Source organism: Streptomyces alanosinicus (genome assembly GCF_014650595.1).
GTDB lineage: Bacteria > Actinomycetota > Actinomycetes > Streptomycetales > Streptomycetaceae > Streptomyces > Streptomyces alanosinicus.
Genome location: NZ_BMVG01000039.1, coordinates 25025 through 48219, shown reverse-complemented (window position 1 = coordinate 48219; position 23195 = coordinate 25025). Strand labels below are relative to the sequence as shown.

The 23195-nt window shown below is 71.2% G+C and carries 23 protein-coding genes and 1 pseudogene; 16 read left to right on the top strand and 8 right to left on the bottom strand.

Features of this window, described 5'->3' with window-relative positions:
* Window positions 1-46: 46 nt before the first annotated feature.
* Genes tsaB through IE277_RS38890 form a run of 4 tightly spaced genes read left to right on the top strand, consistent with a single transcriptional unit; the run spans window position 47 to window position 2541 of the window.
* Window positions 47-703, top strand: coding sequence for a tRNA (adenosine(37)-N6)-threonylcarbamoyltransferase complex dimerization subunit type 1 TsaB (tsaB, locus tag IE277_RS38905; protein WP_189958476.1), 657 nt, complete (start codon window positions 47-49; stop codon window positions 701-703).
* Window positions 704-711: 8 nt separating this feature from the next.
* Window positions 712-1188 (top strand): ribosomal protein S18-alanine N-acetyltransferase, encoded by a 477-nt coding sequence (gene rimI, locus IE277_RS38900; RefSeq protein ID WP_189958494.1) that lies wholly within the window; start codon window positions 712-714, stop codon window positions 1186-1188.
* Window positions 1181-2287 (top strand): tRNA (adenosine(37)-N6)-threonylcarbamoyltransferase complex transferase subunit TsaD, encoded by a 1107-nt coding sequence (gene tsaD / locus IE277_RS38895; RefSeq protein ID WP_189958475.1) that lies wholly within the window; start codon window positions 1181-1183, stop codon window positions 2285-2287. Before rimI ends, tsaD begins: the two co-directional genes overlap by 8 nt.
* Window positions 2284-2541, top strand: coding sequence for a hypothetical protein (locus tag IE277_RS38890; RefSeq protein WP_189958474.1), 258 nt, complete (start codon window positions 2284-2286; stop codon window positions 2539-2541). The genes tsaD and IE277_RS38890 overlap by 4 nt, the downstream gene beginning before the upstream one ends.
* 185 nt (window positions 2542-2726) lie before the next feature.
* Here the strand turns inward: IE277_RS38890 and IE277_RS38885 are convergent, their stop codons facing one another.
* The gene (locus IE277_RS38885; protein ID WP_229882287.1) at window positions 2727-3617 is read right to left on the bottom strand and encodes a COG4705 family protein; all 891 of its coding nucleotides are present in this window, start codon (window positions 3615-3617) and stop codon (window positions 2727-2729) included.
* A 221-nt stretch (window positions 3618-3838) separates the two neighbouring features.
* Between IE277_RS38885 and IE277_RS38880 the strand changes: the two are divergent.
* The 3 genes and pseudogenes from IE277_RS38880 to IE277_RS38870 form a co-directional block, all read left to right on the top strand.
* Window positions 3839-3985: pseudogene (locus tag IE277_RS38880) on the top strand (LCP family protein); the annotation flags it as partial.
* A gap of 125 nt (window positions 3986-4110) precedes the next feature.
* Window positions 4111-4467 carry a YciI family protein gene (locus tag IE277_RS38875; RefSeq protein ID WP_189958473.1) on the top strand — a complete coding sequence of 119 codons (357 nt, stop codon included), beginning with the start codon at window positions 4111-4113 and terminating at the stop codon, window positions 4465-4467.
* Between the two features lie 45 nt (window positions 4468-4512).
* The gene (locus IE277_RS38870; protein WP_189958472.1) at window positions 4513-5802 is read left to right on the top strand and encodes an RNA polymerase sigma factor; all 1290 of its coding nucleotides are present in this window, start codon (window positions 4513-4515) and stop codon (window positions 5800-5802) included.
* An 11-nt stretch (window positions 5803-5813) separates the two neighbouring features.
* On the opposite strand, the gene IE277_RS38865 is transcribed toward IE277_RS38870, so the two are convergent.
* Entirely contained in the window at window positions 5814-7043 is a 1230-nt protein-coding gene (locus IE277_RS38865; RefSeq protein ID WP_189958471.1) for a class I SAM-dependent methyltransferase, read from the bottom strand.
* A gap of 91 nt (window positions 7044-7134) precedes the next feature.
* Here IE277_RS38865 and IE277_RS38860 point away from each other — a divergent pair, with 91 nt between their 5' ends.
* From IE277_RS38860 to groL, 4 genes are all read left to right on the top strand, one after another.
* Window positions 7135-8055, top strand: coding sequence for a polysaccharide deacetylase family protein (locus IE277_RS38860; RefSeq protein WP_189958470.1), 921 nt, complete (start codon window positions 7135-7137; stop codon window positions 8053-8055).
* 65 nt (window positions 8056-8120) lie between these two features.
* On the top strand, window positions 8121-8933 hold the full coding sequence (locus IE277_RS38855; RefSeq protein WP_189958492.1) for a polysaccharide deacetylase family protein: 813 nt from the start codon (window positions 8121-8123) through the stop codon (window positions 8931-8933).
* 352 nt (window positions 8934-9285) lie between these two features.
* Window positions 9286-9594, top strand: a complete 309-nt coding sequence (gene groES, locus IE277_RS38850; protein ID WP_189958469.1) for a co-chaperone GroES — start codon at window positions 9286-9288, stop codon at window positions 9592-9594.
* A 122-nt stretch (window positions 9595-9716) separates the two neighbouring features.
* On the top strand, window positions 9717-11342 hold the full coding sequence (groL, locus tag IE277_RS38845; RefSeq protein WP_189958468.1) for a chaperonin GroEL: 1626 nt from the start codon (window positions 9717-9719) through the stop codon (window positions 11340-11342).
* A gap of 75 nt (window positions 11343-11417) precedes the next feature.
* On the opposite strand, the gene IE277_RS38840 is transcribed toward groL, so the two are convergent.
* From IE277_RS38840 to IE277_RS38830, 3 genes are all read right to left on the bottom strand, one after another.
* Window positions 11418-12125 (bottom strand): ester cyclase, encoded by a 708-nt coding sequence (locus IE277_RS38840; protein ID WP_189958467.1) that lies wholly within the window; start codon window positions 12123-12125, stop codon window positions 11418-11420.
* Window positions 12126-12201: 76 nt separating this feature from the next.
* Complete coding sequence (locus IE277_RS38835; RefSeq protein ID WP_189958466.1) at window positions 12202-12975, bottom strand: SDR family NAD(P)-dependent oxidoreductase; 774 nt, start codon at window positions 12973-12975, stop codon at window positions 12202-12204.
* A 74-nt stretch (window positions 12976-13049) separates the two neighbouring features.
* Window positions 13050-13718, bottom strand: coding sequence for an MOSC domain-containing protein (locus IE277_RS38830; protein WP_189958465.1), 669 nt, complete (start codon window positions 13716-13718; stop codon window positions 13050-13052).
* 80 nt (window positions 13719-13798) lie between these two features.
* On the opposite strand from IE277_RS38830, the gene IE277_RS38825 reads away from it, so the two are divergent.
* A complete protein-coding gene (locus IE277_RS38825; RefSeq protein ID WP_189958464.1) occupies window positions 13799-14698 on the top strand; it encodes a LysR family transcriptional regulator in 900 nt (299 codons plus the stop codon).
* 129 nt (window positions 14699-14827) lie between these two features.
* On the opposite strand, the gene IE277_RS38820 is transcribed toward IE277_RS38825, so the two are convergent.
* Complete coding sequence (locus tag IE277_RS38820; RefSeq protein ID WP_189958463.1) at window positions 14828-15157, bottom strand: WhiB family transcriptional regulator; 330 nt, start codon at window positions 15155-15157, stop codon at window positions 14828-14830.
* Between the two features lie 380 nt (window positions 15158-15537).
* Here IE277_RS38820 and IE277_RS38815 point away from each other — a divergent pair, with 380 nt between their 5' ends.
* The 4 genes from IE277_RS38815 (at window position 15538) to IE277_RS38800 (ending at window position 20942) form a co-directional block, all read left to right on the top strand.
* Entirely contained in the window at window positions 15538-16149 is a 612-nt protein-coding gene (locus IE277_RS38815) for a response regulator transcription factor (protein WP_003948568.1), read from the top strand.
* A gap of 1282 nt (window positions 16150-17431) precedes the next feature.
* Window positions 17432-18019 (top strand): sigma-70 family RNA polymerase sigma factor, encoded by a 588-nt coding sequence (locus tag IE277_RS38810; RefSeq protein ID WP_189958462.1) that lies wholly within the window; start codon window positions 17432-17434, stop codon window positions 18017-18019.
* Between the two features lie 163 nt (window positions 18020-18182).
* Entirely contained in the window at window positions 18183-19691 is a 1509-nt protein-coding gene (guaB, locus tag IE277_RS38805; RefSeq protein ID WP_189958461.1) for an IMP dehydrogenase, read from the top strand.
* Window positions 19692-19817: 126 nt separating this feature from the next.
* Window positions 19818-20942 carry a GuaB3 family IMP dehydrogenase-related protein gene (locus tag IE277_RS38800; protein ID WP_189958460.1) on the top strand — a complete coding sequence of 375 codons (1125 nt, stop codon included), beginning with the start codon at window positions 19818-19820 and terminating at the stop codon, window positions 20940-20942.
* A 78-nt stretch (window positions 20943-21020) separates the two neighbouring features.
* Here the strand turns inward: IE277_RS38800 and IE277_RS38795 are convergent, their stop codons facing one another.
* Both IE277_RS38795 and IE277_RS38790 read right to left on the bottom strand, forming a co-directional pair.
* Entirely contained in the window at window positions 21021-21626 is a 606-nt protein-coding gene (locus IE277_RS38795) for a hypothetical protein (RefSeq protein WP_189958459.1), read from the bottom strand.
* Between the two features lie 149 nt (window positions 21627-21775).
* Window positions 21776-22984 (bottom strand): nucleotide sugar dehydrogenase, encoded by a 1209-nt coding sequence (locus IE277_RS38790; RefSeq protein ID WP_189958458.1) that lies wholly within the window; start codon window positions 22982-22984, stop codon window positions 21776-21778.
* Window positions 22985-23195 lie beyond the last annotated feature (211 nt).

The window sequence follows — 23195 nt, the reverse complement described above, 5'->3', positions numbered from 1 at the left end:
CGCCGGGATTTCCGACACAGGCCCCGAAGCGCCGTAGGCTGTTCGCGTGCTCTTGCTCGCTCTGGATACCGCAACACCCGCCGTCACCGTCGCGCTGCACGACGGCACGGACGTCATCGCCTCGTCGAGCCAGGTGGACGCGCGCCGGCACGGAGAGCTGCTGCTGCCGGCCGTGGACCGTGTGCTCGCCGAGGCCGGACTGGGACTGGACACCGTCACCGGCATCGTCGTCGGCATCGGGCCCGGCCCCTACACGGGCCTGCGCGTCGGCCTGATGACCGCCGACACCTTCGGCCTCGCGCTCGGCGTCCCGGTGCACGGCGTGTGCACGCTGGACGGCCTCGCCTATGCCGCCGACATCGAGAAGGGCCCCTTCGTCGTGGCGACCGACGCCCGGCGCAAGGAGGTCTACTGGGCGAGATACGCCGACTCCCGCACCCGGCTGACCGACCCCGCCGTGGACCGGCCGGCCGATATCGCCGAGCAGGTCGCGGGCCTGCCGGCGGTCGGCGCGGGCGCGCTGCTCTACCCGGATGTGTTCCCGGGCGTCCATGAGCCCGAGCATGTCTCGGCCGCCGCCCTCGCCTCGCTGGCCGCCGAGAGGCTGGCCGCCGGCGAGGAACTGCCGGCCCCCCGGCCGCTGTATCTGCGCCGCCCGGACGCCCAGGTCCCCAAGAACTACAAGGTGGTCACCCCGAAGTGACCGTGCGAATGCGCGAGATGCGCTGGTGGGACATCGACCGGGTCCTGGCGCTGGAGAAGGACCTGTTCCCCGAGGACGCCTGGTCGCGGGGCATGTTCTGGTCCGAGCTGGCCCACGCCCGGGGCGCCGAGGCGACCCGCCGCTATCTGGTCGCCGAGGAGGAGTCCGGGATCATCGGGTACGCGGGCCTCGCCTCCTCCGGCGACCAGGCCGATGTGCAGACCATCGCCGTGGCCCGCGACCAGCAGGGCACCGGCCTCGGCGGCCGGCTGCTGGCCGAGCTGCTGCGCGCGGCGACCGCCTTCGAGTGCCACGAGGTGCTGCTGGAGTGCCGGGTCGACAACATCCGCGCCCAGAAGCTCTACGAGCGCTACGGCTTCGAGCCCATCGGCTTTAGGCGCGGTTACTACCAGCCGGGCAATGTGGACGCCCTCGTGATGCGCCTGACCACCGACCAAGCAACCGAAGAGAAGAAGAATGGCTGACTCACGCGACGAGCCTCTCGTACTCGGCATCGAGACCTCCTGCGACGAGACCGGCGTCGGCATCGTCCGTGGCACCACCCTGCTGGCGGACGCCGTCGCCTCCAGCGTCGACGAGCACGCCCGCTTCGGCGGTGTCGTCCCGGAGGTGGCCTCCCGCGCCCATCTGGAGGCGATGGTCCCCACCATCGACCGCGCGCTGAAGGAAGCTGGCGTCTCGGCGAAGGACCTCGACGGCATCGCCGTGACGGCCGGCCCCGGCCTCGCGGGCGCCCTCCTCGTCGGTGTCTCGGCGGCCAAGGCGTACGCCTACGCCCTCGGCAAGCCCCTTTACGGCGTCAACCACCTCGCCTCGCACATCTGCGTCGACCAGCTGGAGCACGGCCCGCTGCCCGAGCCCACGATGGCCCTGCTGGTCTCCGGCGGCCACTCCTCGCTGCTGCTGTCGTCGGACATCACCTCCGACGTCCGGCCCATGGGCGCGACCATCGACGACGCGGCCGGCGAGGCCTTCGACAAGATCGCCCGCGTACTGAACCTGGGCTTCCCCGGCGGCCCCGTCATCGACCGGTACGCGCGCGAGGGCGACCCGGGGGCGATCGCCTTCCCGCGCGGTCTGACCGGCCCGCGCGACCCGGCCTACGACTTCTCCTTCTCCGGTCTGAAGACGGCCGTGGCCCGCTGGATCGAGGCCAGGAGGGCGGCCGGAGAGGAGGTCCCGGTCCGCGATGTGGCCGCGTCCTTCCAGGAAGCCGTCGTCGACGTGCTGACCCGCAAGGCCGTGCGCGCCTGCAAGGACGAGGGCGTCGACCATCTGATGATCGGCGGCGGTGTCGCGGCCAACTCCCGGCTGCGCGCCCTCGCCCAGGAGCGCTGCGAGGCCGCCGGCATCCGGCTGCGTGTCCCGCGCCCCAAGCTGTGCACGGACAACGGCGCGATGGTGGCCGCCCTCGGCGCCGAGATGGTCGCCCGTAACCGGGCCGTCTCCGGCTGGGACCTGTCGGCCGACTCCTCGCTGCCGGTGACCGACCCGCATGTCCCGGGCCACGGTCATGACCACGACCATGTGCACGAGGTCAGCAAGGAGAACCTGTACTCGTGACGGTCGCGCTGATGTGGGAGGCCCGCGCCGTCGACGGCCGGGGCGCCGAGCTGCTCGCCTGGGTGCGGGAACAACCGCTGGTCGGGGAGCCGTTGCGCCGCGAGACCCTGCGCGCGCCGCAGGACCGGGTCCTGGTCATCACCTGGTGGGACGCGTCGTACGACGCCGAGCTGCCCGAACTGCCCGAGCCGGACGCCGAGTTGGTGACCAGGGGTGTGCACCGCTGGCGGTTCGAGACCGTGGCGGACGGCTGAGGTTGAGGTGTCCGGCCCGGCTGGGCTATGATCATCACACAGCGAACGGCCGGAAAGACGGCCCGGACGCAGTGCGTTGGTGGTCCAAGGAAAGACGTCCCGCTTCCTGCGGGGAGATGCAGGTGCAAGGCCTGCCCGGCGCTCCATGAGAAACCCGCCCCGGTTGTCCGGGGCGGGTTTCGTCGTTATCGGTGATCGGCCCGCTGCGGCTGGACCGCCTCCGCCTCGGGGCCCGCCTCCGGGGCCGCCGCAGCCCGCCGCTCCTTGAGGTGCGCGTACGCCATCAGGCCGAACAGCACCGCGAGCAGCACCGCCGAGGAGCCCTGCGTGCCCAGATCCAGCCCGCCCTTGGCGGTGGGTTTGGTCAGGAGGTCGCCGGCCGTGGCGCCCAGCGGGCGGGTCAGCACGAACGCGATCCAGAAGAGCAGGACGTTCGGTACCGCCGGCACCTTCATCAGCAGCACCAGCACCAGCAGCAGACCGGTCACCAGGGCCGCACCGCCCAGATAGCCCAGGCCCGAGCTGTCGGACAGGAAGTCGCCCATCGAGGTGCCGAGGGTGTTGGAGACCAGGATCGCCGACCAGAACAGGGCCTCGCCGCGGAAGGTGACGATCTCGGTGATCTGGAAGGTCATCCCGCTGAGCTTCCAGCCCAGGAAGATCAGCAGCAGGAGGGAGATCAGGATCGCGGCGCCCTCCGGGTAGCCGAGCCCCAGGCCCTGCGGGCCCCAGCCCAGCCGGGTCGTGCCGTTCGAGAGGTACTTGGTGCTGGCGTCCCGGTTCATGAAGTCGGACATGGTGGTGCCGGCCATGGACGTCGACAGGATGACGGTCCAGTAGAAGAACGGGTTGTAGCGCGCGGAGCGCAGCTGCACCACCAGTGTCACCACGAACACCAGGAACAGGGCGATGGTGGTGAGGAAATAGCCGAGCTTCAGTGTCTGGGCGAACAGGTCGCCCGCGGTCTCGCCCAGGGTCGTCGCCGCGATCTTCATGATCCAGAACGCGAGGGTGACCTCGGGCAGCTTCTTCATGACGGATTTCGTCGTCGAGGACGTCGTCAACGGCGTGGTCAAGGGTGCTCCTGTGAGGGGGGGTGACGGGGGGCCGACCCTCCCAGGAGCTTCCTGAACGCATCCTGAACGCATGCGGCACAGGGCTTGCTTTTCGCCGGTTTCCGCGCTGGAGTCCAGCCCTCCGCCGCGAGAACCTCGCACCGGCGACCCCGTACGACGCGAACTGCGGGCCGAGACCGGCGTATTGCGGCATCGCGGGGGCGCTGGGATGAGAATTTCCCGAGCTGATGCGGCTCGCCGAGAGCCGGGGCCTGACCGCCGACCAGGTGCGGACCGTGATGGTGCCGGTCGTCACGGCGCCCTCCGACCCCAACCGGGTGATCGCGAGGGAGCCGGCGGTGAGCGACCTGTGGGCGTCCCTGCGCTGACCGGAAACGCTGGCCGGAAAACTCGCGGAACTTTTTCCCGGGAGGTGTCGATCCTGGTGTCTCCCGTTCGACGCACGGGGTGAGCGGCCGGGGAACGGCCCCGCCGCCCGACCGAAGGAGTCACCATGCCCCGTTACCTGTCCATCGTGCACATCGACGAGTCCTCCGCCCCCGCCGGAGGCCCCAGCGAGGAGCTGATGCAGCGCATGGGCCAGCTCATCGAGGAGATCACCAAGGCCGGCGTGATGCTCGACACCGCCGGACTGACGCCGTCCGCGCAGGGCACCACGGTGCGCTGGCAGGGTGGCGGCACCTCCGTCAGCGACGGGCCGTTCACCGAGTCCAAGGAGGTCATCGGCGGCTACGCGATCATGCAGTGCAAGGACAAGGCCGAGGCGGTGGAGTGGGCCAAGCGGTTCCTCCAGGTCCACGAGGACTACTGGAACGTGAGCTGCGAGGTCCGCGAGATCGCCGAGGGCTGAGTGTTCGCTGGCCCTGTGGCCCCCGGGGGTGTTGCATGGTGGGCTGTGGAACCACCGACCACCACGCAACACCCCGGCGCACCGGACTCCGCCGCGGGGCACGCCATCGAGACCGTCTTCCGGCTGGAGTCGCCCCGCGTCGTCGCCGGTGTCGCCCGGATCGTCCGGGACGTCGGCATCGCCGAGGAACTGGCCCAGGACGCGCTGGTCGCCGCCCTGGAGCAGTGGCCGCGCGACGGTGTGCCCGACAACCCCGGCGCCTGGCTCATGGCCACCGCCCGCCGCCGTGCCGTCGACCTGATCCGGCGCCGCGAGACCTACGCCCGCAAGCTCGCCGAGCTCGGCCGGGACCTGGAGACGGCCCCGCCGTCGTACGACACGCCCGCCGACCCGGACGACATCGACGACGACCTGCTCCGGCTCGTCTTCACCACCTGTCACCCGGTGCTGTCCGCCGAGGCCCGCACCGCGCTCACCCTGCGGCTGTTCGGCGGCCTGACCACGGCCGAGATCGCCCGTGCCCACCTCGTCCCGGAGCCGACGATCGCCCAGCGCGTCGTCCGAGCCAAACGCACCCTGGCGAGGAAGAACATCGCCTTCGAGGTGCCCTCGGGCCCCGACCGCGAGGCCCGCCTCGGCTCCGTCCTGGATGTCATCTACCTGATCTTCAACGAGGGATACGCGGCGACCGCCGGCGACGATCTGCTGCGCCCCGGCCTGTGCGAGGACGCGCTGCGCCTGGCCCGCGTCCTGTCCGCGCTGATGCCCAAGGAGGCGGAGGTGCACGGCCTGACCGCGCTGCTGGAGTTCCAGGCGTCCCGCACGGCCGCCCGCACCGGCCCCGACGGCGAGCCCGTCCTGCTCAAGGACCAGAACCGCCGCCGCTGGAACCGCATGCTCATCGCCCGCGGCATCCGCGCCCTCGGCCGCGCCGACGCCACGGCGACGGGAGCCCCCGGCCCGTACGCCCTCCAGGCGGCCATCGCCGCGTGCCACGCGCACGCGTACACGTACGAGGAGACCGACTGGCGCGCCATCGCCACCCTGTACGGACTGCTGGCCGCCCGTGCCCCCTCTCCGGTGGTCGAGCTGAACCGCGCGGTCGCCGTGTCCATGGCCGACGGCCCGGCCGCGGGGCTGCGACTGGTGGACGCCCTGGCCGCCGAGCCCGCCCTGCGCGGCTACCATCTGCTGCCCAGCGTCCGCGGTGACCTGCTGGCCCGCCTCGGCCGCACAGCGGAGGCGCGCGCCGAGTTCACCCACGCCGCCGCCCTGGCTCGCAACGACAGGGAACGCGCCCTGCTGCACCGCCGCGCGGACGAGCTGTCGCCCTAGGGCGTGTTGCCCTAGGCCCTGTCGTAGGCGGGACGTCCCACGAGCATCGTGGGTGCTCCGGCGACCCGGGTGAGGAACACGGTCGCCGCGTTCGGGCCCTGTGGCTTGACCTTCTTGCGCAGTTCCTCCGGCTCGACCGCCGATCCGCGTTTCTTCACGGTCAGCGTGCCCACCTCGCGCTCCCGCAGCAGGGCCTTCAACTTCTTTACGTTGAAGGGGAGTTGATCGGTGATCTCGTAGGCGGAGGCGTACGGGGTGGGCCGCAGGGCGTCGGCGGTGATGTACGCGATGGTCGCGTCGACCAGCCCGCCGCCGAGTTCCTCCGCCGCCTCGGCGACCAGATGGGCGCGGATGACGGCGCCGTCGGGCTCGTACAGATACCGCCCGACCGGCCGGACCGGGGGATCGGGCAGCCGCCTGCCGAGGAGCGTGCGCGGCCCGGGCAGCAGCGTGGCGCGTACGGCGCCCGGCGCCCCGGTCCCGAACCACACCACCGCCTCCTTCACATCGCCGCCGTCCGAGATCCACTCGGCCTCGGCGTCGGCGGGCACGGCCTCGTGCGGAACGCCGGGCGCCACCTTCAGTGCCGCGTGCGGAGCCCTGCGCGCGGCCTCGACCGCCCAGGACAGCGGTGGGGAGTAGGCCTCCGGGTCGAAGATCCGCCCGCCCGTCGCCCGGCCACCACCCCTCATCGACGCGCTTCGCGCGGCCCCTCCCGACCGCACGCCCCGCCGGGCGGGGTCGACGAACACGGCGTCGTACCCGTCCGTGTCCACCTCCGTGACATCCGCTTCCCGCACCTCGATCAGCTCGTCCAGCCCCAGCGCCTCGGCGTTCGCCCGCGCCACGGCCGCCGTCAGCGGATCCCGGTCCACGGCGAGCACGCGGATGCCCGCGCGGGCCAGCGCGATCGCGTCCCCGCCGATCCCGCAGCACAGATCGGCCACGGACGTCACGCCCAGGCCCGTGAACCGCTGTGCGCGGTAGGCCGCCACGGTGGCCCGCGTCGACTGCTCGACCCCGTTCGGAGTGAAGAACATCCGCCCCGCGTCCGCCGCCCCGAACTTCGCCGCCGCCCGCTGCCGCAGCCGGGCCTGGCCGAGCGCGGCCGACACCAGCTCGGCGGGGTGGTCGCGGCGCAGCCGGGTGGCGACGGCGAGTTCGTCGGCCGGCGCGGTGTCGCGGACCTCCGCCAGGAGGGCACGGCCTTGGGGGGTGAGAAGCAGAGCGAGGTCGTTCACCGGGTCATTGTGGGCCAGTCGGTGGATCGTGCGCCTTCCGGCCGCGGTGTCGGCCCGGCGGCACGGCTCCCGGCTGCGAGGATCCGGCACCATGCGAGCAGTCGTACAAAACGATGAGAACGATAAAAGACCGTCCCGTTTCGGGCGTCTCGCTCGGGGCTGCGGAGCCGTCGCGCTGGCCTCCGCCGCCCTCCTCTCCGGCTGCGCGGGTCCCACCGGGACCCGCCCCGCACCTGGCCGGGGCGGCCCCGGCCACGTCCTGAGCCCCAAGGCCCGCCAGGCCGCCGAACGTGCCCGTGTGGTCGCCGCCGCCAAGCGCTGGGGGCTGGACCAGGCGCCGCTTGCGCCCCCGGCGCCGCCCGCCGCGAAGCCGAGGATCACCGCCCGGCCCGGCTTCGAGGTGGACCACCAGGAGGACTGGAACCTGCCCCCGGTCTTCACCACGATCCCCACCAGGCAGAAGATCGTCTTCCTCACGATCGACGACGGCTCGGACAAGGACCCCGAGTTCCTGCGGATGATGCAGGAGCTGAAGATCCCGTACACCGCGTTCCTCAGCAACTACCTGATCGAGGACGACTACGGCTACTTCCGCAGGATGCAGTCCCTGGGCCACACCCTGAACAACCACACCCTGCACCACCCCTACCTGCCGGGTCTGTCCTACGACGATCAGAAGACCGAGATCTGCGACATGCAGGACATCATGGAGAAGCAGTTCGGCAAGCGCCCGACGGTCTTCCGCGCGCCCTACGGCAACTACAACCAGGACACCCTGCGCGCCGCCAAGTCCTGCGGCATCAAGTACGCGCCGATCTGGAACGAGGAGGTCTTCGTCGACCACTGGGAGTACCGCGAGGACGACCAGAAGATGCGCCGCGGCGACATCGTCCTCACCCACTTCCGCGGCCGCTCCGACTGGAACGGCACGATGATCGACGACATGCGCCGCTTCCTGAACAAGATCACGCGCGAGGGTTACGCCGTGGCCCGCCTGGAGGACTACCTGTGAGGCAGGGGAGGAGCCCGCGGGCGGAGCGCGCGGGGACCGGGCGCGGGCAGCGCCCGCGCCGTCCCATGGCCGCGCTCCTCGCCTCGGCCCTCCTCCTCGCCGGCGTCACCGGCTGCGCCCAGTCCGTCGACCCCATCGAACGCCTCGGCAAGAAGGCCGCCGAGCGCGTACACCCGCACGGCCCCACCCCCGACCAGAGCTACCGCCGCTGGGGCCTGAGCGAGCCCCTCGCCCGCCCGCCGCGGCCCGCCGCCCGCGCCCCGGCCCTCGCCCCGCAGACCGCCGGCCGCGCCCTGCCCCGCGTCGTCGACCACGTCCCCACCCACGACCGGGTCGTCTTCCTCACCTACGACGACGGCGCCGAGAAGGACCCCCGGTTCGTCGACATGGTCCGCGAACTCCGGCTGCCGGTCAGCATCTTCCTCGCCGACAGCGCCACCGGCCCCGACTACGGCCACTTCGCCAGCCTGCGCAAGCTGGGCGCCGGCATCCAGAACCACACCCTCGACCACCGCGCGCTGGCCGGACTGCCGTACGCCGGACAGCGCGCCGAGATCTGCGGTCAGCAGGCCCGGCTCAGATCCCGCCTCCGTGTGCGCCCCCGCCTCTTCCGGCCGCCCTACGCCTCGTACGACACCACCACCCTGCGCGCCGCGGCCGACTGCGGCATCTCCACGGTCGTCCTGTGGCGCGCCGCGATGACCCCCACCGACCTCGTCTACATCCGCGGCAAACACCGTCTGCGCGCCGGCGACATCATCCTGGTCGGCCCGGACGAGACCTCGGCGGCCCCCTTGCGGGAGCGCACGACCCAGGTGCTGCGCAGGGTCCAGCAGCGAGGGCTGACGGTGGGGCGCCTTGAGGACTATCTGAACTGATCAGGCGCCGGCGGGCACCGATCAGCCCGCCTGGGGGTGTCCCCGCTGGGGAGATCGAGGACGAGGCCGTTCAGGCCGAAGCGGGGGTCTGGGGGCGGCAGCCCCCGGTGGCGGCAGGGCGGCACCGAGCGCCAAAAGGGCCCCGGCACCGGCAATCTTCGGCCGACGCGCCGCGCTCATTGGCACTCCGCTTGACCGAGTGCTAATCGCAGTCATAGTCTCGGCTCTGGCACTCCCCGTAGGAGAGTGCCAACAACGCGACGGGCAGGTCCGGCACCCGCGACGACGGATCCACCTGGTCGCCACCTCAGACAGTTAACCCCGTGAGATCTCCGAAGGGGGAGGTCGGATCGTGACGACCACCAGCTCCAAGGTTGCCATCAAGCCGCTTGAGGACCGCATCGTGGTCCAGCCGCTCGACGCCGAGCAGACCACCGCCTCTGGCCTGGTCATCCCGGACACCGCGAAGGAGAAGCCCCAGGAGGGCGCCGTCCTCGCCGTGGGCCCGGGCCGCTTCGAGAACGGCGAGCGCCTTCCGCTCGACGTCAAGGTCGGCGATGTCGTGCTTTACAGCAAGTACGGCGGCACCGAGGTGAAGTACAACAACGAGGAGTTCCTCGTCCTCTCGGCTCGCGACGTCCTCGCGATCATCGAGAAGTAGTCACCTCGAGCACATTTTGCTCCTGAGCTGCGCCCCTGGCCCCCGCGACCGATAACGAAGCCGGGCGTCCGGGGCGCAGTTGTCTTTACACCCAATAGATTTCCGAGAGGGCTTCCGCTGTCATGGCGAAGATTCTGAAGTTCGACGAGGACGCCCGTCGCGCCCTTGAGCGCGGCGTCAACAAGCTGGCCGACACGGTGAAGGTGACGATCGGCCCCAAGGGCCGCAACGTCGTCATCGACAAGAAGTTCGGCGCCCCCACCATCACCAACGACGGTGTCACGATCGCCCGTGAGGTCGAGATCGAGGACCCGTACGAGAACCTCGGCGCGCAGCTGGTGAAGGAGGTGGCGACCAAGACCAACGACATCGCGGGTGACGGCACCACCACCGCCACCGTGCTCGCCCAGGCGCTGGTGCGCGAGGGGCTGAAGAACGTCGCCGCCGGCGCCTCCCCGGCCTCCCTGAAGAAGGGCATCGACGCCGCGGTCAAGGCCATGTCCGACGAGCTGCTCGCCTCGGCCCGCCCGATCGACGAGAAGTCCGACATCGCCGCCGTCGCCGCGCTGTCCGCCCAGGACCAGCAGGTCGGCGAGCTGATCGCCGAGGCCATGGACAAGGTCGGCAAGGACGGTGTCATCACCGTCGAGGAGTCCAACACCTTCGGTCTGGAGCTGGACTTCACCGAGGGCATGGCCTTCGACAAGGGCTACCTGTCGCCGTACTTCGTGACGGACCAGGAGCGCATGGAGGCCGTCCTGGAGGACCCGTACATCCTCATCAACCAGGGCAAGATCTCCTCCATCCAGGACCTGCTGCCGCTGCTGGAGAAGGTCATCCAGGCCGGCTCCTCCAAGCCGCTGCTGATCATCGCCGAGGACGTCGAGGGCGAGGCCCTGTCGACCCTGGTGGTCAACAAGATCCGCGGCACCTTCAACGCCGTCGCGGTGAAGGCCCCCGGCTTCGGCGACCGCCGCAAGGCGATGCTGCAGGACATGGCGGTCCTCACCGGCGCCACGGTCATCTCCGAGGAGGTCGGCCTCAAGCTCGACCAGGCCGGTCTGGACGTGCTGGGCTCCGCCCGCCGCGTGACCGTCACCAAGGACGACACCACCCTCGTCGACGGTGCCGGCAAGACCGAGGACGTGCACGGCCGTGTCGCGCAGATCAAGGCCGAGATCGAGAACACCGACTCCGACTGGGACCGTGAGAAGCTCCAGGAGCGCCTCGCGAAGCTGGCCGGCGGCGTGTGCGTGATCAAGGTCGGCGCCGCCACCGAAGTGGAGCTGAAGGAGAAGAAGCACCGTCTGGAGGACGCCATCTCCGCGACCCGCGCCGCGGTCGAGGAGGGCATCGTCTCCGGTGGTGGCTCCGCTCTGGTGCACGCCTCCAAGGTCCTTGAGGGCAACCTCGACAAGGCCGGCGACGAGGCCACGGGTGTCTCCGTGGTCCGCAACGCGGTCGTCGAGCCGCTGCGCTGGATCGGCGAGAACGCCGGCCAGGAGGGCTACGTCATCGTCTCCAAGGTCAAGGACCTGGAGAAGGGGCAGGGCTACAACGCCGCCACCGGCGAGTACGGCGACCTGATCAAGGCCGGCGTCATCGACCCGGTCAAGGTCACCCGCTCCGCCCTGGAGAACGCCGCCTCCATCGCCTCCCTGCTGCTCACGACCGAGACCCTGGTCGTCGAGAAGAAGGAAGAGGAAGAGCCGGCCGCCGCGGGCCACGGCCACGGCCACGCCCACTGAGCCTGACGCTCGTCACGAAGGCCCGGCACCCCGCCACGGGGTGCCGGGCCTTCGCCCTGTCCGCCGTCCCTAGGCCTACGTCTCCAACTCGTCCAGCGCGCCTAGCTGTTGCATCAGACCCAGCCTGTCGTCATGCCACCAGATCTCGGCGATCTTGCCGTCGGCGCCGAACCGGAACATCGTCGTCCCGGTCATGGCGACCTGCCGCCCGGTGGGCGCGATCCCCAGGAAGTCGCCCTTGTGCGTGGCGTCCCAGCGCCACCGCGCGCAGGCCCGCTCGCCCTGGGCGAGGACGTCCTCGACGGTGAAACCGAAGTCGAAGGCCGCCCGCCACATCCCGTACTCCTTGCGGGCGTTGTCCAGCCCGATGGTGTCCTGCGGGTCGGCCGGATCGTGGCTGTGGATGTCCTCGTCCAACAGGTCGTTGAGCGGCGGCAGTTCACCCGGTGCCGCCAGCGTCCGCAGGAACCGCCGTACGGTGTCCTCGGCCAGCCGCTCGTCGCGCACGACGTCCAGATCGGTGAACGTCGGCGTCTCGTCGCACAGGGCGAGGATCCCCTGGAAGATCTTGTCGGTCTCCGGGAGGTGCGAGTTCCGCATCGCCTCCTCGTAGGACGGGAACTCCACGACCTCGACGATGTGCGAGCCGTCCGACCGGTCCCTGCCCACCAGCGCGTGCGTCGCCGTCCGCTTCCCCTTGGTCTGTTCGACCCAGTCGTCCATGAGCCGGTTCATCTCGTCCAGCCGGCTCGTCCTGCAGTCGATGAGCTGTACGAAGGTCATGACGCTGCCTCCCGGCCCCCCTGGCCCGGTTGTGTCACGCCCATTTTCGCACCGGGACGGCAGCGCCACCCACCCGCTACTGCGGCCCGTACTTGCGGCCCGTCCGGGAGGAGATCCCGCCCAGCAGCCCGCGCGGGGCGACCTTCACCAGGCCCATCAGGGTCTTGTAACGGGGGTCGGGGATGGACAGGGACTTGCCGTGCGCCAGGTCGGCCAGGGCCGCCGCGACCAGCTTGTCGGCATCCAGCCACATCCAACCCGGGATATTGTCCGTGCCCATGCCGGCCCGCTGGTGGAACTCGGTGCGCACGAAGCCGGGGCACAGCGCCATCAGCCGGACACCGCTGCCGGCCAGGTCCCGGGCCGCGCCCTGGGTGAACTGCACGACCCAGGCCTTGGAGGCGCCGTAGGTGCCCCGGGGGACGAAGGCGGCCACCGAGGCCACGTTGACGACGCCGCCCCGGCCGCGCTCGCGCATCGCCTCCGACGCCGCCGAGGTCAGCCGGAGCACCGCCTCGCAGTGCACCTTGAGCATCTTCAGCTCGTCGGCCATGGACACTTCGAGATAGCGGCCCTTGTTGCCGAAGCCGGCGTTGTTGATCAGCAGGTCGACCGGGTTCTTCCGGTCGCCGAGGCGGTCGGCGACCGTCTCGATGCCCTTGTCCTCGGACAGATCGGCGGTCAGCACCTCCACCTCGATGCCGTGCCGGTCATGCAGTTCGGTCGCCTGTTCGCGCAGCCGCTTGGTGTCCCGGGCCACCAGGACGAGGTCATGCCCGTCAGCCGCCAGCCGCCGCGCGAACGCGGCACCGATCCCCGCGGTCGATCCCGTAATCAGAGCCGTTGTCATGGCCCAAGGGTAGTGACCCGGAGTGGGCGCGTCCGCTGCGCATGGGGCCGGGCGGCGGACCGGCCGACGGTCTCTCAGTCCTCCCGCGCCGCCGCGTACTTGCGGGCCGCCGCCAGCGTCTCCGCGTGCAGCGCCTCGCCCGCCGCGAGGACACGGGGCAGCAGCTCCCGCTCGGTGGTGACCGCGCGGAACTGCATCGCCACCGTCACCCCGTGGTCCGGCCGGTGCACGATCTCGATCGGGTCGCCCGCCCGCACCTCGCCCGGTTCGATCACCCGGAGGTAGGCGCCCGTTGCGCCCTTCTGCGTGAATCTCTTGACCCAGCCGCGCTCGCCCAAATGGCCCTGGAACGTGCGACACGGGATCCGGGCCGAGGTCACCTCCAGCACCACCTCGGCGCCGATCCGCCAGCGCTCGCCGATCAGCGCCCCGGACAGGTCCAGGCCGTCCGTCGTCAGATTCTCCCCGAAACAGCCGTTGGCCAGCGGCCGGCCGGTCGCTTGCTCCCAGGCGTCGAGGTCCTCGCGCGCATACGCGTACACCGCCTGGTCGTCACCGCCGTGGTGCCGCCGGTCGCACACCGCGTCCCCGGTGAGCCCGCTCCCGCCCACGCCCTTGGGCCCCGGCGCGCTCACCCGAACCGGACCGTCGACCGGCTTCTTGTCGATGCCCGTCACGCCCTCCGGCTGGTCCGTGTACGGCACCGCCCGGGGATGCCCCAGATTGACCGAAAGAAGCTTCATATCCGCACGGTACGGCACTCCGACTCAAAGCGTCGAGCGAATATTGTGCGTCATCTCCAAGTTGCTCTTATACTCGAAGGGTGATCGAGGCTCGTCATCTCCGCGTCCTGCGCGCCGTCGCCGCCACCGGCTCCTTCTCGGCGGCGGGGCGGGAACTGGGCTGCACCCAGCCCGCCGTGAGTCAGCAGATGAAGGCCCTGGAGACCTCGGTCGGCACCCCGCTGCTGGTGCGCAACGGCCGTGAGATGCGTCTGACCCAGGCCGGAGAAGCGCTGGTCAGGCACGCCTCTGGGATCCTCGCCGGGCTCACCGCGGCCGAGGAGGAGGTCGCGGCCATCGCGGGTCTGCGCGCCGGCCGGGTCCGGCTGGTCTCCTTCCCCAGCGGCAGCTCCACCCTGGTCCCCACCGCCCTGGCCGCCCTGCGCGCCGCCCACCCCGGCACCCGCGTCTCCCTGGAGGAGGCCGAACCCCCGAAGTCGGTGGAGCTGCTACGCGAGGGCGACTGCGACCTGGCCCTCGCCTTCCGTTACGAGGGGGCGGCGGTCGCCGAGGACTGGGACGACCTGGTCGTACGGCCTCTGCTGGCGGACCGTCTGGTCGCCCTGGTGCCCGAGCGGCACCGCCTTGGGCGCGCGGAGAGTGTCGCCATCGGCGAGCTGGCGCAGGAGCCCTGGATCGCCGGCTGCCCGCGCTGCCGCGGCCAGCTGGTCGAGGTGTGCGAGGGAGCCGGTTTCACCCCGCGCATCGACTTCGCCACGGACGACTATCCGGCGGTGGTCGGCCTGGTCGGCGCGGGGCTGGGCGTCGCCGTGCTGCCGCAGCTCGCGGTGGAGTCGGTGCGGCCCAGAGGAGTGCGGACGGTGCGGCTGGAGCCTGCCGTACGCCGCCAGATCGTCGCCCTCACCCTGCCCGACCTGGCCCAGGTCCCGGCCGTGGCGGCGACCCTGGAGCAACTGGCCCGCGCGACCGGCCGCGGCTAGGGCCTGTCCGGCGGGTCAGGTCGCGGGAGAGTGGCGGTGCCTCATCGGCGCCCGCGTGCCCGAGGGGCGTGCGATAGCGCGGCACACCGGGCGTGCTCCGGTGGGCCTGAGGGTGCAGAAACGTTACTTCTATGGGTTCGAGGCGGTGTCCGCGCCGGCGGCCGAGGCTGCCACCAGGCGGTTGCGCGCCCGCCCCATCAACTCCTCGCGCTCGTCCTCGGTCAGGCCGCCCCACACGCCGTACGGCTCGCGTACCGCCAGCGCGTGCGCCGCGCACTCCGCGCGGACAGGGCACCTCATGCAGACCTCCTTGGCCGAGTTCTCACGAGCGCTCCGAGCCGCCCCGCGCTCGCCCTCGGGGTGGAAGAAGAGCGAGCTGTCCACACCGCGACAGGCAGCCAGCAGCTGCCAGTCCCACAGGTCCGCGTTCGGTCCGGGAAGGCGGGAGAAATCTGCCATTACGTGACCCCTTGTAGCCGTTCTGAGCGGATACGGTGCCATCGACCGTACATCTCCGGTCTAAGGAGATGAAAATATGACTCATTGGCAATCTAGCCTCGGACACCACAAAACGGGAAGAAAAGCGTCCAAATGGGGCATAGTTGTGATGAAAAGTTGAGGGTCTGTTGGCCATGTCTGCACCGTGTCGAGACCCTCACGTAGAGTGCCGAAGACGGCATGTAGCCCCGTAACTCTTTCGAGTGACCGTCGTTGAGAGTGCGGAGGCGGTTGAAAACACAAGCGCTCGGGCAGGCGTCCGAGACGGTCGACCGCACAGGTGACGATTCCGTACCAGCCTGGAGGCTCAAGGTGACGCGCATCAGCTGCGGAGGGCGGTCATGACATCCGTCCTCGTCTGCGACGACTCCCCGCTTGCCCGAGAGGCGCTCCGCCGCGCGGTAGCGACCGTGCCCGGCGTCGAGCGCGTGACGACGGCGGCCAACGGCGAGGAAGTCCTCCGCCGCTGGGGCGCCGACCGCTCCGACCTCATCCTGATGGATGTGCGCATGCCCGGCCTGGGCGGTGTGGAGACCGTGCGGCGGCTGCTCTCCGCCGACCCCGGCGCGCGCATCATCATGCTCACGGTCGCCGAGGACCTCGACGGCGTGGCTCTCGCGGTCGCCGCCGGCGCCCGGGGCTATCTGCACAAGGACGCCTCGCGCGCGGAGCTGCGCGCCACGGTGACACAGGCCCTCGCCGACCCGACCTGGCGGCTGGCCCCGCGCCGGCTGCGCTCGGCCGAGATGGGCGCCGCGCCCACGCTCACCGCGCGCGAGATCCAGGTCCTGGAGGGCATGAGCCACGGTCGCTCCAACGCCGAGATCGGCCGCGAGCTGTTCCTCTCCGAGGACACCGTCAAGACGCACGCGCGACGGCTGTTCAAGAAGCTCGGCGCCTCGGACCGGGCCCACGCGGTGGCGCTCGGCTTCCGCTGGGGACTGGTTCGGTAGGCGGTGCGCGGCCCTTCGGGGCAGGCGAGGCCGACCGCCATCGGGCACCCCCGCCGGGTGGGTGTCCGCCTCCCCTGGCAGCAGCCGGGCGCCCTTTCGGCGCCCGAAACACCCACGGCAGCGGTCCCGGCATGCGCTGCGGGGCACTCGTGCCGTCCACCGGCCGGGCCCAGGACCCGCTTACGGCATGACGCCGGGCTGCTCCGGGGCCGGACGAGTGATTCCTGCGGGGCCCGAGGTGTGCGGGCCGGACGAGCGCGCCTCGCGGCTCCAGCAGCGTGCCGACCGGCCGCGCCGGTGTGTCGGCGTGCGTCGGCCGTAGGCGTGGTGGGCGACGCGGGTGTACGACCCGGTGGGCGAGGTGCCCTGCGGCTCCGCAGGCGCGTCGGCGCGCCCGGCATCCGCGCGCCCTGGTCGTGCCTGCGATCGGGTGCGATGTGGTCGTGCGCGTGGTCCGGTGCGACACGATCGTGTGCGTGGTGGGGTGTGACGCGGTCGTACGCGCGGTCCGGTGCTACGCGGTCTTGTGCGTGGCGGGTTGCGACGCGGTCGTGCGCGTCCCTCGCCGTGCGGCCGCCCGCGTCCCCTGGGGCCGGGTGCCGTAGCGTCACCGCGACGAGTCGGGCCGGGTGCCGTAGCGCCACCGCGACGAGTCGGGCCGGGCGTCGTAGCGCCACCGCCGCGAGTCGGGCCGGGCGTCGTAGCGCCGTGCCGTGGTGCCGGTGTCGTGGTGCTGCGTCGTGGTGCCGGTGTCGTGGTGTCGTGTCCCGGTCGGGATGCCGGGGGGACGGTCGCGCGCGTGGTGCGTTCTCGTCGTTCCCGGGGGCGGATGCCGGTGGCATGCCTCGGAAGCTCCGGATGCCCCTGGGCGCGGTCGTGACGGGGCTACGAGGGGTGGACCCCGTCACACTCGTCCGGCGCCGCGGCAGACCGGCGGCCGGGGGACCGCTCGCGCGCGTGCACGGAGATCCACTTGCCGAACACCCGTGGTCGGCGCCGTGCGGCGGGCGTCGGGCCGTATGCGGGACGGCTGTTCGCGCCCCCGGCGTACGACCCGGTCGGACGCTTCGGCGGGCGCGGCGCAAGGCGGCCCGCCGGATGGGCGATGCTCGTTTCGCCGCCGATGCCGCATCCTTGAGGTGTGGAGTCTCTCGGGGACGAGTCGGTCGAGGTGAAGGGGAGGGCGCAGGGGATGAGTGCCGGCGCGCCTGCTCATAACGCTTCGGTGCATAACCACGAGCACGATGCGACGGACCGGACGGCCGCAAGGCACGATGGACCGATGCGCGAGGACGAGGCGGGCACGGCCCAGGGGGCGATCGGTGCGCTCGTGCATCGCGCTGTCGACGGGGACGAGCAGGCCACGCACGATCTGCTCGCCCATGTCCACCCGCTGGCGCTGCGCTACTGCCGCACCCGGCTGTCCCGGCTGCCCGGCGACGCACGCCACTTCGTGGAGGACCTGGCCCAGGAGGTCTGTGTGGCCGTCCTCCTCGCCCTGCCCCGGTACCGGGACACCGGGCGCCCCTTCGAGGCGTTCGTCTTCGCCATCGCCTCCCACAAGGTGGCCGACCTGCAGCGCGCCGCGATGCGTCACCCCGGATCCACGGCGGTGCCGTCCGACGAGATGCCCGAGCGCCCGGACGACTCCCTCGGCCCCGAGGAGCGCGCCCTGCTCAACAGCGACGCCGCGTGGGCGAAGAAGCTTCTCGCCAACCTCCCCGAGAACCAGCGCGAACTGCTCCTGCTGCGTATCGCCGTGGGCTTGACCGCGGAGGAGACGGGGCAGATGTTGGGAATGTCACCCGGCGCGGTCCGCGTGGCCCAGCACCGGGCACTGAGCCGCCTCAGGGCGCTCGCCGAACAGTAACCCCCGTGTGCGGACCCCTGGTAGCTCCTTCGCTGAACAGGCGCGTCCCCGTTTCCGTACGAACATACGAAGCCTGAAGCAAGCCCCTACCGTGGAATTTGCTAGCGATGCTTCCCGTTAGCATGGACATCCGCACCGATCAAGGCCATTTGGGGAAGGTGTCATGACTGCCAACGTCGACGGAGTGCCCGGTAAATTCGCGACACTCGGGCTGACCTACGACGACGTGCTGCTGCTGCCGGGCGCGTCGGACATGGCACCCGACGAGATCGACACCGCCTCGTACGTCTCCAAGAACGTGCGGGTCAACATCCCGCTGCTGTCCGCCGCCATGGACAAGGTGACCGAGTCCCGCATGGCGATCGCGATGGCCCGCCAGGGCGGCGTCGGCGTGCTGCACCGCAACCTCTCCATCGAGGACCAGGCCAACCAGGTCGATCTGGTGAAGCGCTCCGAGTCCGGCATGGTCACCGACCCCATCACCATCCACCCGGAGGCCACGCTCGCGGAGGCCGACGCGCTGTGCGCCAGGTTCCGCATCAGCGGCGTCCCGGTGACCGACGGCGACAAGAAGCTCCTCGGCATCGTCACCAACCGTGACATGGCCTTCGAGAGCGACCGCAGCCGCCGGGTGCACGAGGTGATGACCCCGATGCCGCTGGTCACCGGCAAGGTCGGCATCTCCGGTCCGGATGCCATGGAGCTGCTGCGCAAGCACAAGATCGAGAAGCTGCCGCTCGTCGACGACAAGGGTGTCCTCAAGGGCCTCATCACCGTCAAGGACTTCGTCAAGGCGGAGCAGTACCCGAACGCCGCCAAGGACGCCGACGGCCGCCTCCTGGTCGGCGCGGCGGTCGGCGTGGCCGGTGACGCCTTCGAGCGCGCCCAGGCCCTGATCGAGGCCGGCGCCGACTTCATCGTCGTGGACACCGCGCACGGCCACTCCCGCCTGGTCGGCGACATGATCGCCAAGATCAAGTCGAACTCCTCCGGCGTCGACGTCATCGGCGGCAACGTGGCCACGCGCGACGGCGCCCAGGCCCTGGTCGACGCGGGTGCCGACGGCATCAAGGTCGGCGTGGGCCCCGGCTCCATCTGCACCACGCGCGTGGTCGCCGGCGTCGGCGTCCCGCAGGTCACCGCGATCTACGAGGCCGCGCTCGCCGCCAAGGAGGCCGGCGTCCCGGTCATCGGCGACGGCGGTCTGCAGTACTCCGGCGACATCGCCAAGGCCCTGGTCGCGGGCGCCGACACGGTGATGCTCGGCTCGCTGCTCGCGGGCTGCGAGGAGTCCCCGGGCGAGCTGCTGTTCATCAACGGCAAGCAGTTCAAGTCGTACCGCGGCATGGGCTCGCTCGCCGCGATGCAGACCCGCGGCGACCGCAAGTCGTTCTCCAAGGACCGCTACTTCCAGGAGGGCGTCGCCTCCGACGAGCAGCTGATCCCCGAGGGCATCGAGGGCCAGGTGCCCTACCGCGGCCCGCTCGCCTCCGTCGTGCACCAGCTGGTCGGCGGTCTGCGCCAGTCGATGTTCTACGTCGGCGGCAGCACGGTCCCCGAGCTCCAGGCGAACGGCCGCTTCGTGCGGATCACCTCGGCGGGTCTGAAGGAGAGCCACCCGCACGACATCCAGATGACGGTCGAGGCGCCCAACTACAGCAGCAAGAAGTGACGTGCACGCGCGCGTGAAGCCCGTTCAGGCATGACCGACGGCGGCTCCGGAACCTCCGGGGCCGCCGTTGTCGTACCCGTCGGCGATACTGGGAGACGCTGAAACGCATCAGGGAAAGGCCAAGACGTGACTGAGATCGAGATCGGGCGCGGCAAGCGCGGCCGCAGGGCGTACGCCTTCGACGACATCGCCGTCGTCCCCAGCCGCCGTACGCGGGACCCGAAGGAGGTCTCGATCGCCTGGCAGATCGACGCCTACCGCTTCGAGCTGCCCTTCCTGGCCGCACCCATGGACTCGGTCGTCTCCCCGGCCACCGCGATCCGCATCGGTGAGCTGGGCGGCCTCGGGGTGCTCAACCTCGAAGGCCTGTGGACGAGGTACGAGGACCCGCAGCCGCTGCTCGACGAGATCGCCGAGCTGCCCGCCGAGCAGGCGACCCGCCGCCTCCAGGAGGTGTACGCCGCGCCGATCAAGGAGGAGCTGATCGGCGCCCGCATCAAGGAGGTGCGCGACTCCGGCGTGGTCACGGCGGCCGCGCTCTCCCCGCAGCGCACCGCCCAGTTCTCCAAGGCGGTCGTGGACGCGGGTGTGGACATCTTCGTCATCCGCGGTACGACGGTCTCGGCGGAGCACGTCTCGTCCTCGCACGAGCCGCTGAACCTGAAGCAGTTCATCTACGAGCTGGACGTCCCGGTGATCGTCGGCGGCTGCGCCACGTACACCGCGGCCCTGCACCTGATGCGCACGGGCGCCGCGGGTGTGCTCGTGGGCTTCGGCGGCGGCGCCGCCCACACCACGCGCAACGTGCTGGGCATCCAGGTCCCGATGGCCACGGCCGTCGCCGACGTGGCCGCGGCCCGCCGTGACTACATGGACGAGTCCGGCGGCCGGTATGTGCACGTGATCGCGGACGGCGGTGTCGGCTGGTCCGGCGACCTGCCCAAGGCGATCGCCTGCGGCGCCGACGCCGTGATGATGGGCTCCCCGCTGGCCCGTGCCACGGACGCGCCCGGCAGGGGCCACCACTGGGGCATGGAGGCGGTCAACGAGGAGCTGCCCCGCGGCAAGAAGGTCGACCTCGGCACGGTGGGCACCATCGAGGAGGTCCTCACCGGCCCGTCCCACACCCCCGACGGCTCGATGAACTTCTTCGGTGCCCTGCGCCGCGCGATGGCCACGACCGGCTACAGCGAGCTGAAGGAGTTCCAGCGGGTCGAGGTGACGGTCGCGGACAGCCAGCACCGCCGCTGACGCGTCTCCGCCGGCAGTAGGACGCGAAGGGCCCGGTCACCGAGAAGGTGACCGGGCCCTGCCGCTTGTGGGACGGGGTCAGGCGGCGGCCTTCTTGGTGGCGGAGAACGCGGCGAACCCGGCGATGGCGAAGAAGAGGAACGTCAGCGGGTCGGCCTCCTCCTTCCAGGCCTTCTGGACCAGGTCGAAGTGGTTGAAGAAGACGTCGGAGAAGTCCAGGCCGCTCTCCTTGGCGCCGATCATGGCCTCGCCCACGAGCTGGCCGAGGTAGACGGCGGCCAGGGCCAGGACGACGGCGGCGATCGGGAGGACCGGGTTGCGGCCGCCCGCCTTGCCGGCCGCGAGACCGACGACGAAGCCGACGCCGACGGCCGCGTAGCCGATCTCGTGCTTGGTGGCGCCGATGACGAGGCCGTAGAGCGCGGCGGCGGCCATGGCGGCGACGACCGCGGCGACCACACCGAGGACGAGGTTGTTCCGGGCGGGCGCGGCCGGCGCCGGCGGGGCGAAGGCGCCCGGCTGGCCGGGGAACGCGCCGGGCTGGCCGGGGAACGCGCCGGGCTGGCCGCTGACGGCGCCCTGCTGCGGCGGGTACGGCGCGCCGGCCGGGCCCTGCCCGGCGTACGGGTTGCCGCCTACCGGACCGGACGGCGGCTGCTGCGGAGATGGAGCTGACTGGCTCATGACAGAAATCCCCCCGAAAAAGAGCATGACTGAAGAACAGAAACGGAAGACCCCCGTACACGCGCGCGTGCGGCGCGTTCGGTGAGTCCGGGGGAGATTAACAGCCGGGGGTGACAACGCTCCCGGCTGTTTTCCGTTCGTGACCGGGCTCAGAGCCGGTGCGCCGAGCCCATCGGGGTGGTTCCGCGGGTGTCCAGCAGCAGTTGGGCCTTCACCGACAGGGCCTGCAGGTCGTACGTCCGGTGGTTCTGGAGCAGGATCGTCAGGTCCGCGTCGGCCGCGGCGTCGTAGAGCGCGTCCGCGCGCGGCACCGGGCGCTCCAGGACGTTCCAGAAGGCCACGTGCGGGTCGTGGTAGCTCACCGACGCGCCCAGCTCCATCAGCCGGATCGCGATCTCCTGGGCCGGGGTGCCCTGCTGATCGGCGATGTCGGGCTTGTAGGTGACGCCGAGCAGCAGCACGCGCGCGGCGCGGGCGGACTTGCCGTGCTCGTTCAGGAGCGTGGCGGCCCGCTGGACGACATAGCGCGGCATGCGGTGGTTGACCTGCTGGGCCAGCTCCACCATCCGCAGGGTGCGGGTGGCGTGGCCGGTCAGGTCCTGCGGGACACCGTGCCCGCCGACGCCCGGCCCCGGCCGGAAGGCCTGGAAGCCGAAGGGTTTGGTCTCCGCGCACCGGATGACGTCCCACAGGTCGACACCCAGCTCATGACAGAGCACGGCCATCTCGTTGACGAGCGCGATGTTCACATGCCGGAAGTTGGTCTCCAGCAGCTGCACCGTCTCCGCCTCGCGCAGCCCACGCGCGCGCACCACCTTGTCGGTGAGCCGGCTGTAGAAGGCGGCGGCCGACTCGGTGCAGGCGGGGGTGAGACCGCCGATGACCTTGGGGATGCTGGCGGGGGAGTGGCCGCGGCTGCCGGGGTCGACCCGGCTCGGGGAGTAGGCGAGGTGGAAGTCGCGGCCGGCGCGCAGCCCGGAGCCCTCCTCCAGCAGCGGCCGCAGGAACGTCTCTGTCGTGCCGGGCAGCACCGGCGACTCCAGGATGACCGTGGTGTGCGGGCGCAGCCGCTCGGCCAGCGCGCGGGCCGCCGTCTCCACCTCGCCGAGGTCCAGTGCGCCGTCGGTGCCGCGCGGGGTCGACGCGCAGATCACCGCGGTGCGCACCCGGCCGAGCTCGGCCGGGTCGGTGCCGGGCCGGAAACCGGCCTGGTGCATCCGGCGCAGCTCGGCAGGGCTCAGCGAGCCCTCCTCCGGGCCGGTGGCGAAACCGACGGTGGGGATGCGTGCGGCGACGGCGGCCTGGGCGAGCGGCAAGCCGTAGGAGCCGAGTCCGATGACGGCGAGGTCTGCGGGCATGCGTGGGCCGTCCTTCCAGTAGCCGAAGCGGGACAGGTGCGCAACCGCTGTCGACAGGTCGTGCGCGAGTGCCCTGTCAGACTAGGTACACATATGACTGTTATGTGTGATTGTGTTCGTGTGTCTTCCGAGGGTTGTGCGTGAGTTGTCCACAGGTTGGGAGGCCGTGGTGGCTGAAGTCGGGCAACCCGGTCACAATTTGGGCATGAGG

Coding starts and splice junctions, on each gene's coding strand:
- IE277_RS38875 (WP_189958473.1), top strand. CDS start 4,111: ATGCCCCGTTACCTGTCCATCGTGCACATCGACGAGTCCTCCGCCCCC.
- IE277_RS38840 (WP_189958467.1), bottom strand. CDS start 12,125: ATGACCTTCGTACAGCTCATCGACTGCAGGACGAGCCGGCTGGACGAG.
- IE277_RS38820 (WP_189958463.1), bottom strand. CDS start 15,157: ATGGCAGATTTCTCCCGCCTTCCCGGACCGAACGCGGACCTGTGGGAC.
- guaB (WP_189958461.1), top strand. CDS start 18,183: ATGACTGCCAACGTCGACGGAGTGCCCGGTAAATTCGCGACACTCGGG.
- rimI (WP_189958494.1), top strand. CDS start 712: ATGCGCGAGATGCGCTGGTGGGACATCGACCGGGTCCTGGCGCTGGAG.
- IE277_RS38790 (WP_189958458.1), bottom strand. CDS start 22,984: ATGCCCGCAGACCTCGCCGTCATCGGACTCGGCTCCTACGGCTTGCCG.
- IE277_RS38810 (WP_189958462.1), top strand. CDS start 17,432: ATGCGCGAGGACGAGGCGGGCACGGCCCAGGGGGCGATCGGTGCGCTC.
- IE277_RS38815 (WP_003948568.1), top strand. CDS start 15,538: ATGACATCCGTCCTCGTCTGCGACGACTCCCCGCTTGCCCGAGAGGCG.
- IE277_RS38795 (WP_189958459.1), bottom strand. CDS start 21,626: ATGAGCCAGTCAGCTCCATCTCCGCAGCAGCCGCCGTCCGGTCCGGTA.
- IE277_RS38835 (WP_189958466.1), bottom strand. CDS start 12,975: ATGACAACGGCTCTGATTACGGGATCGACCGCGGGGATCGGTGCCGCG.
- IE277_RS38860 (WP_189958470.1), top strand. CDS start 7,135: ATGCGAGCAGTCGTACAAAACGATGAGAACGATAAAAGACCGTCCCGT.
- groL (WP_189958468.1), top strand. CDS start 9,717: ATGGCGAAGATTCTGAAGTTCGACGAGGACGCCCGTCGCGCCCTTGAG.
- IE277_RS38855 (WP_189958492.1), top strand. CDS start 8,121: ATGGCCGCGCTCCTCGCCTCGGCCCTCCTCCTCGCCGGCGTCACCGGC.
- tsaD (WP_189958475.1), top strand. CDS start 1,181: ATGGCTGACTCACGCGACGAGCCTCTCGTACTCGGCATCGAGACCTCC.
- IE277_RS38830 (WP_189958465.1), bottom strand. CDS start 13,718: ATGAAGCTTCTTTCGGTCAATCTGGGGCATCCCCGGGCGGTGCCGTAC.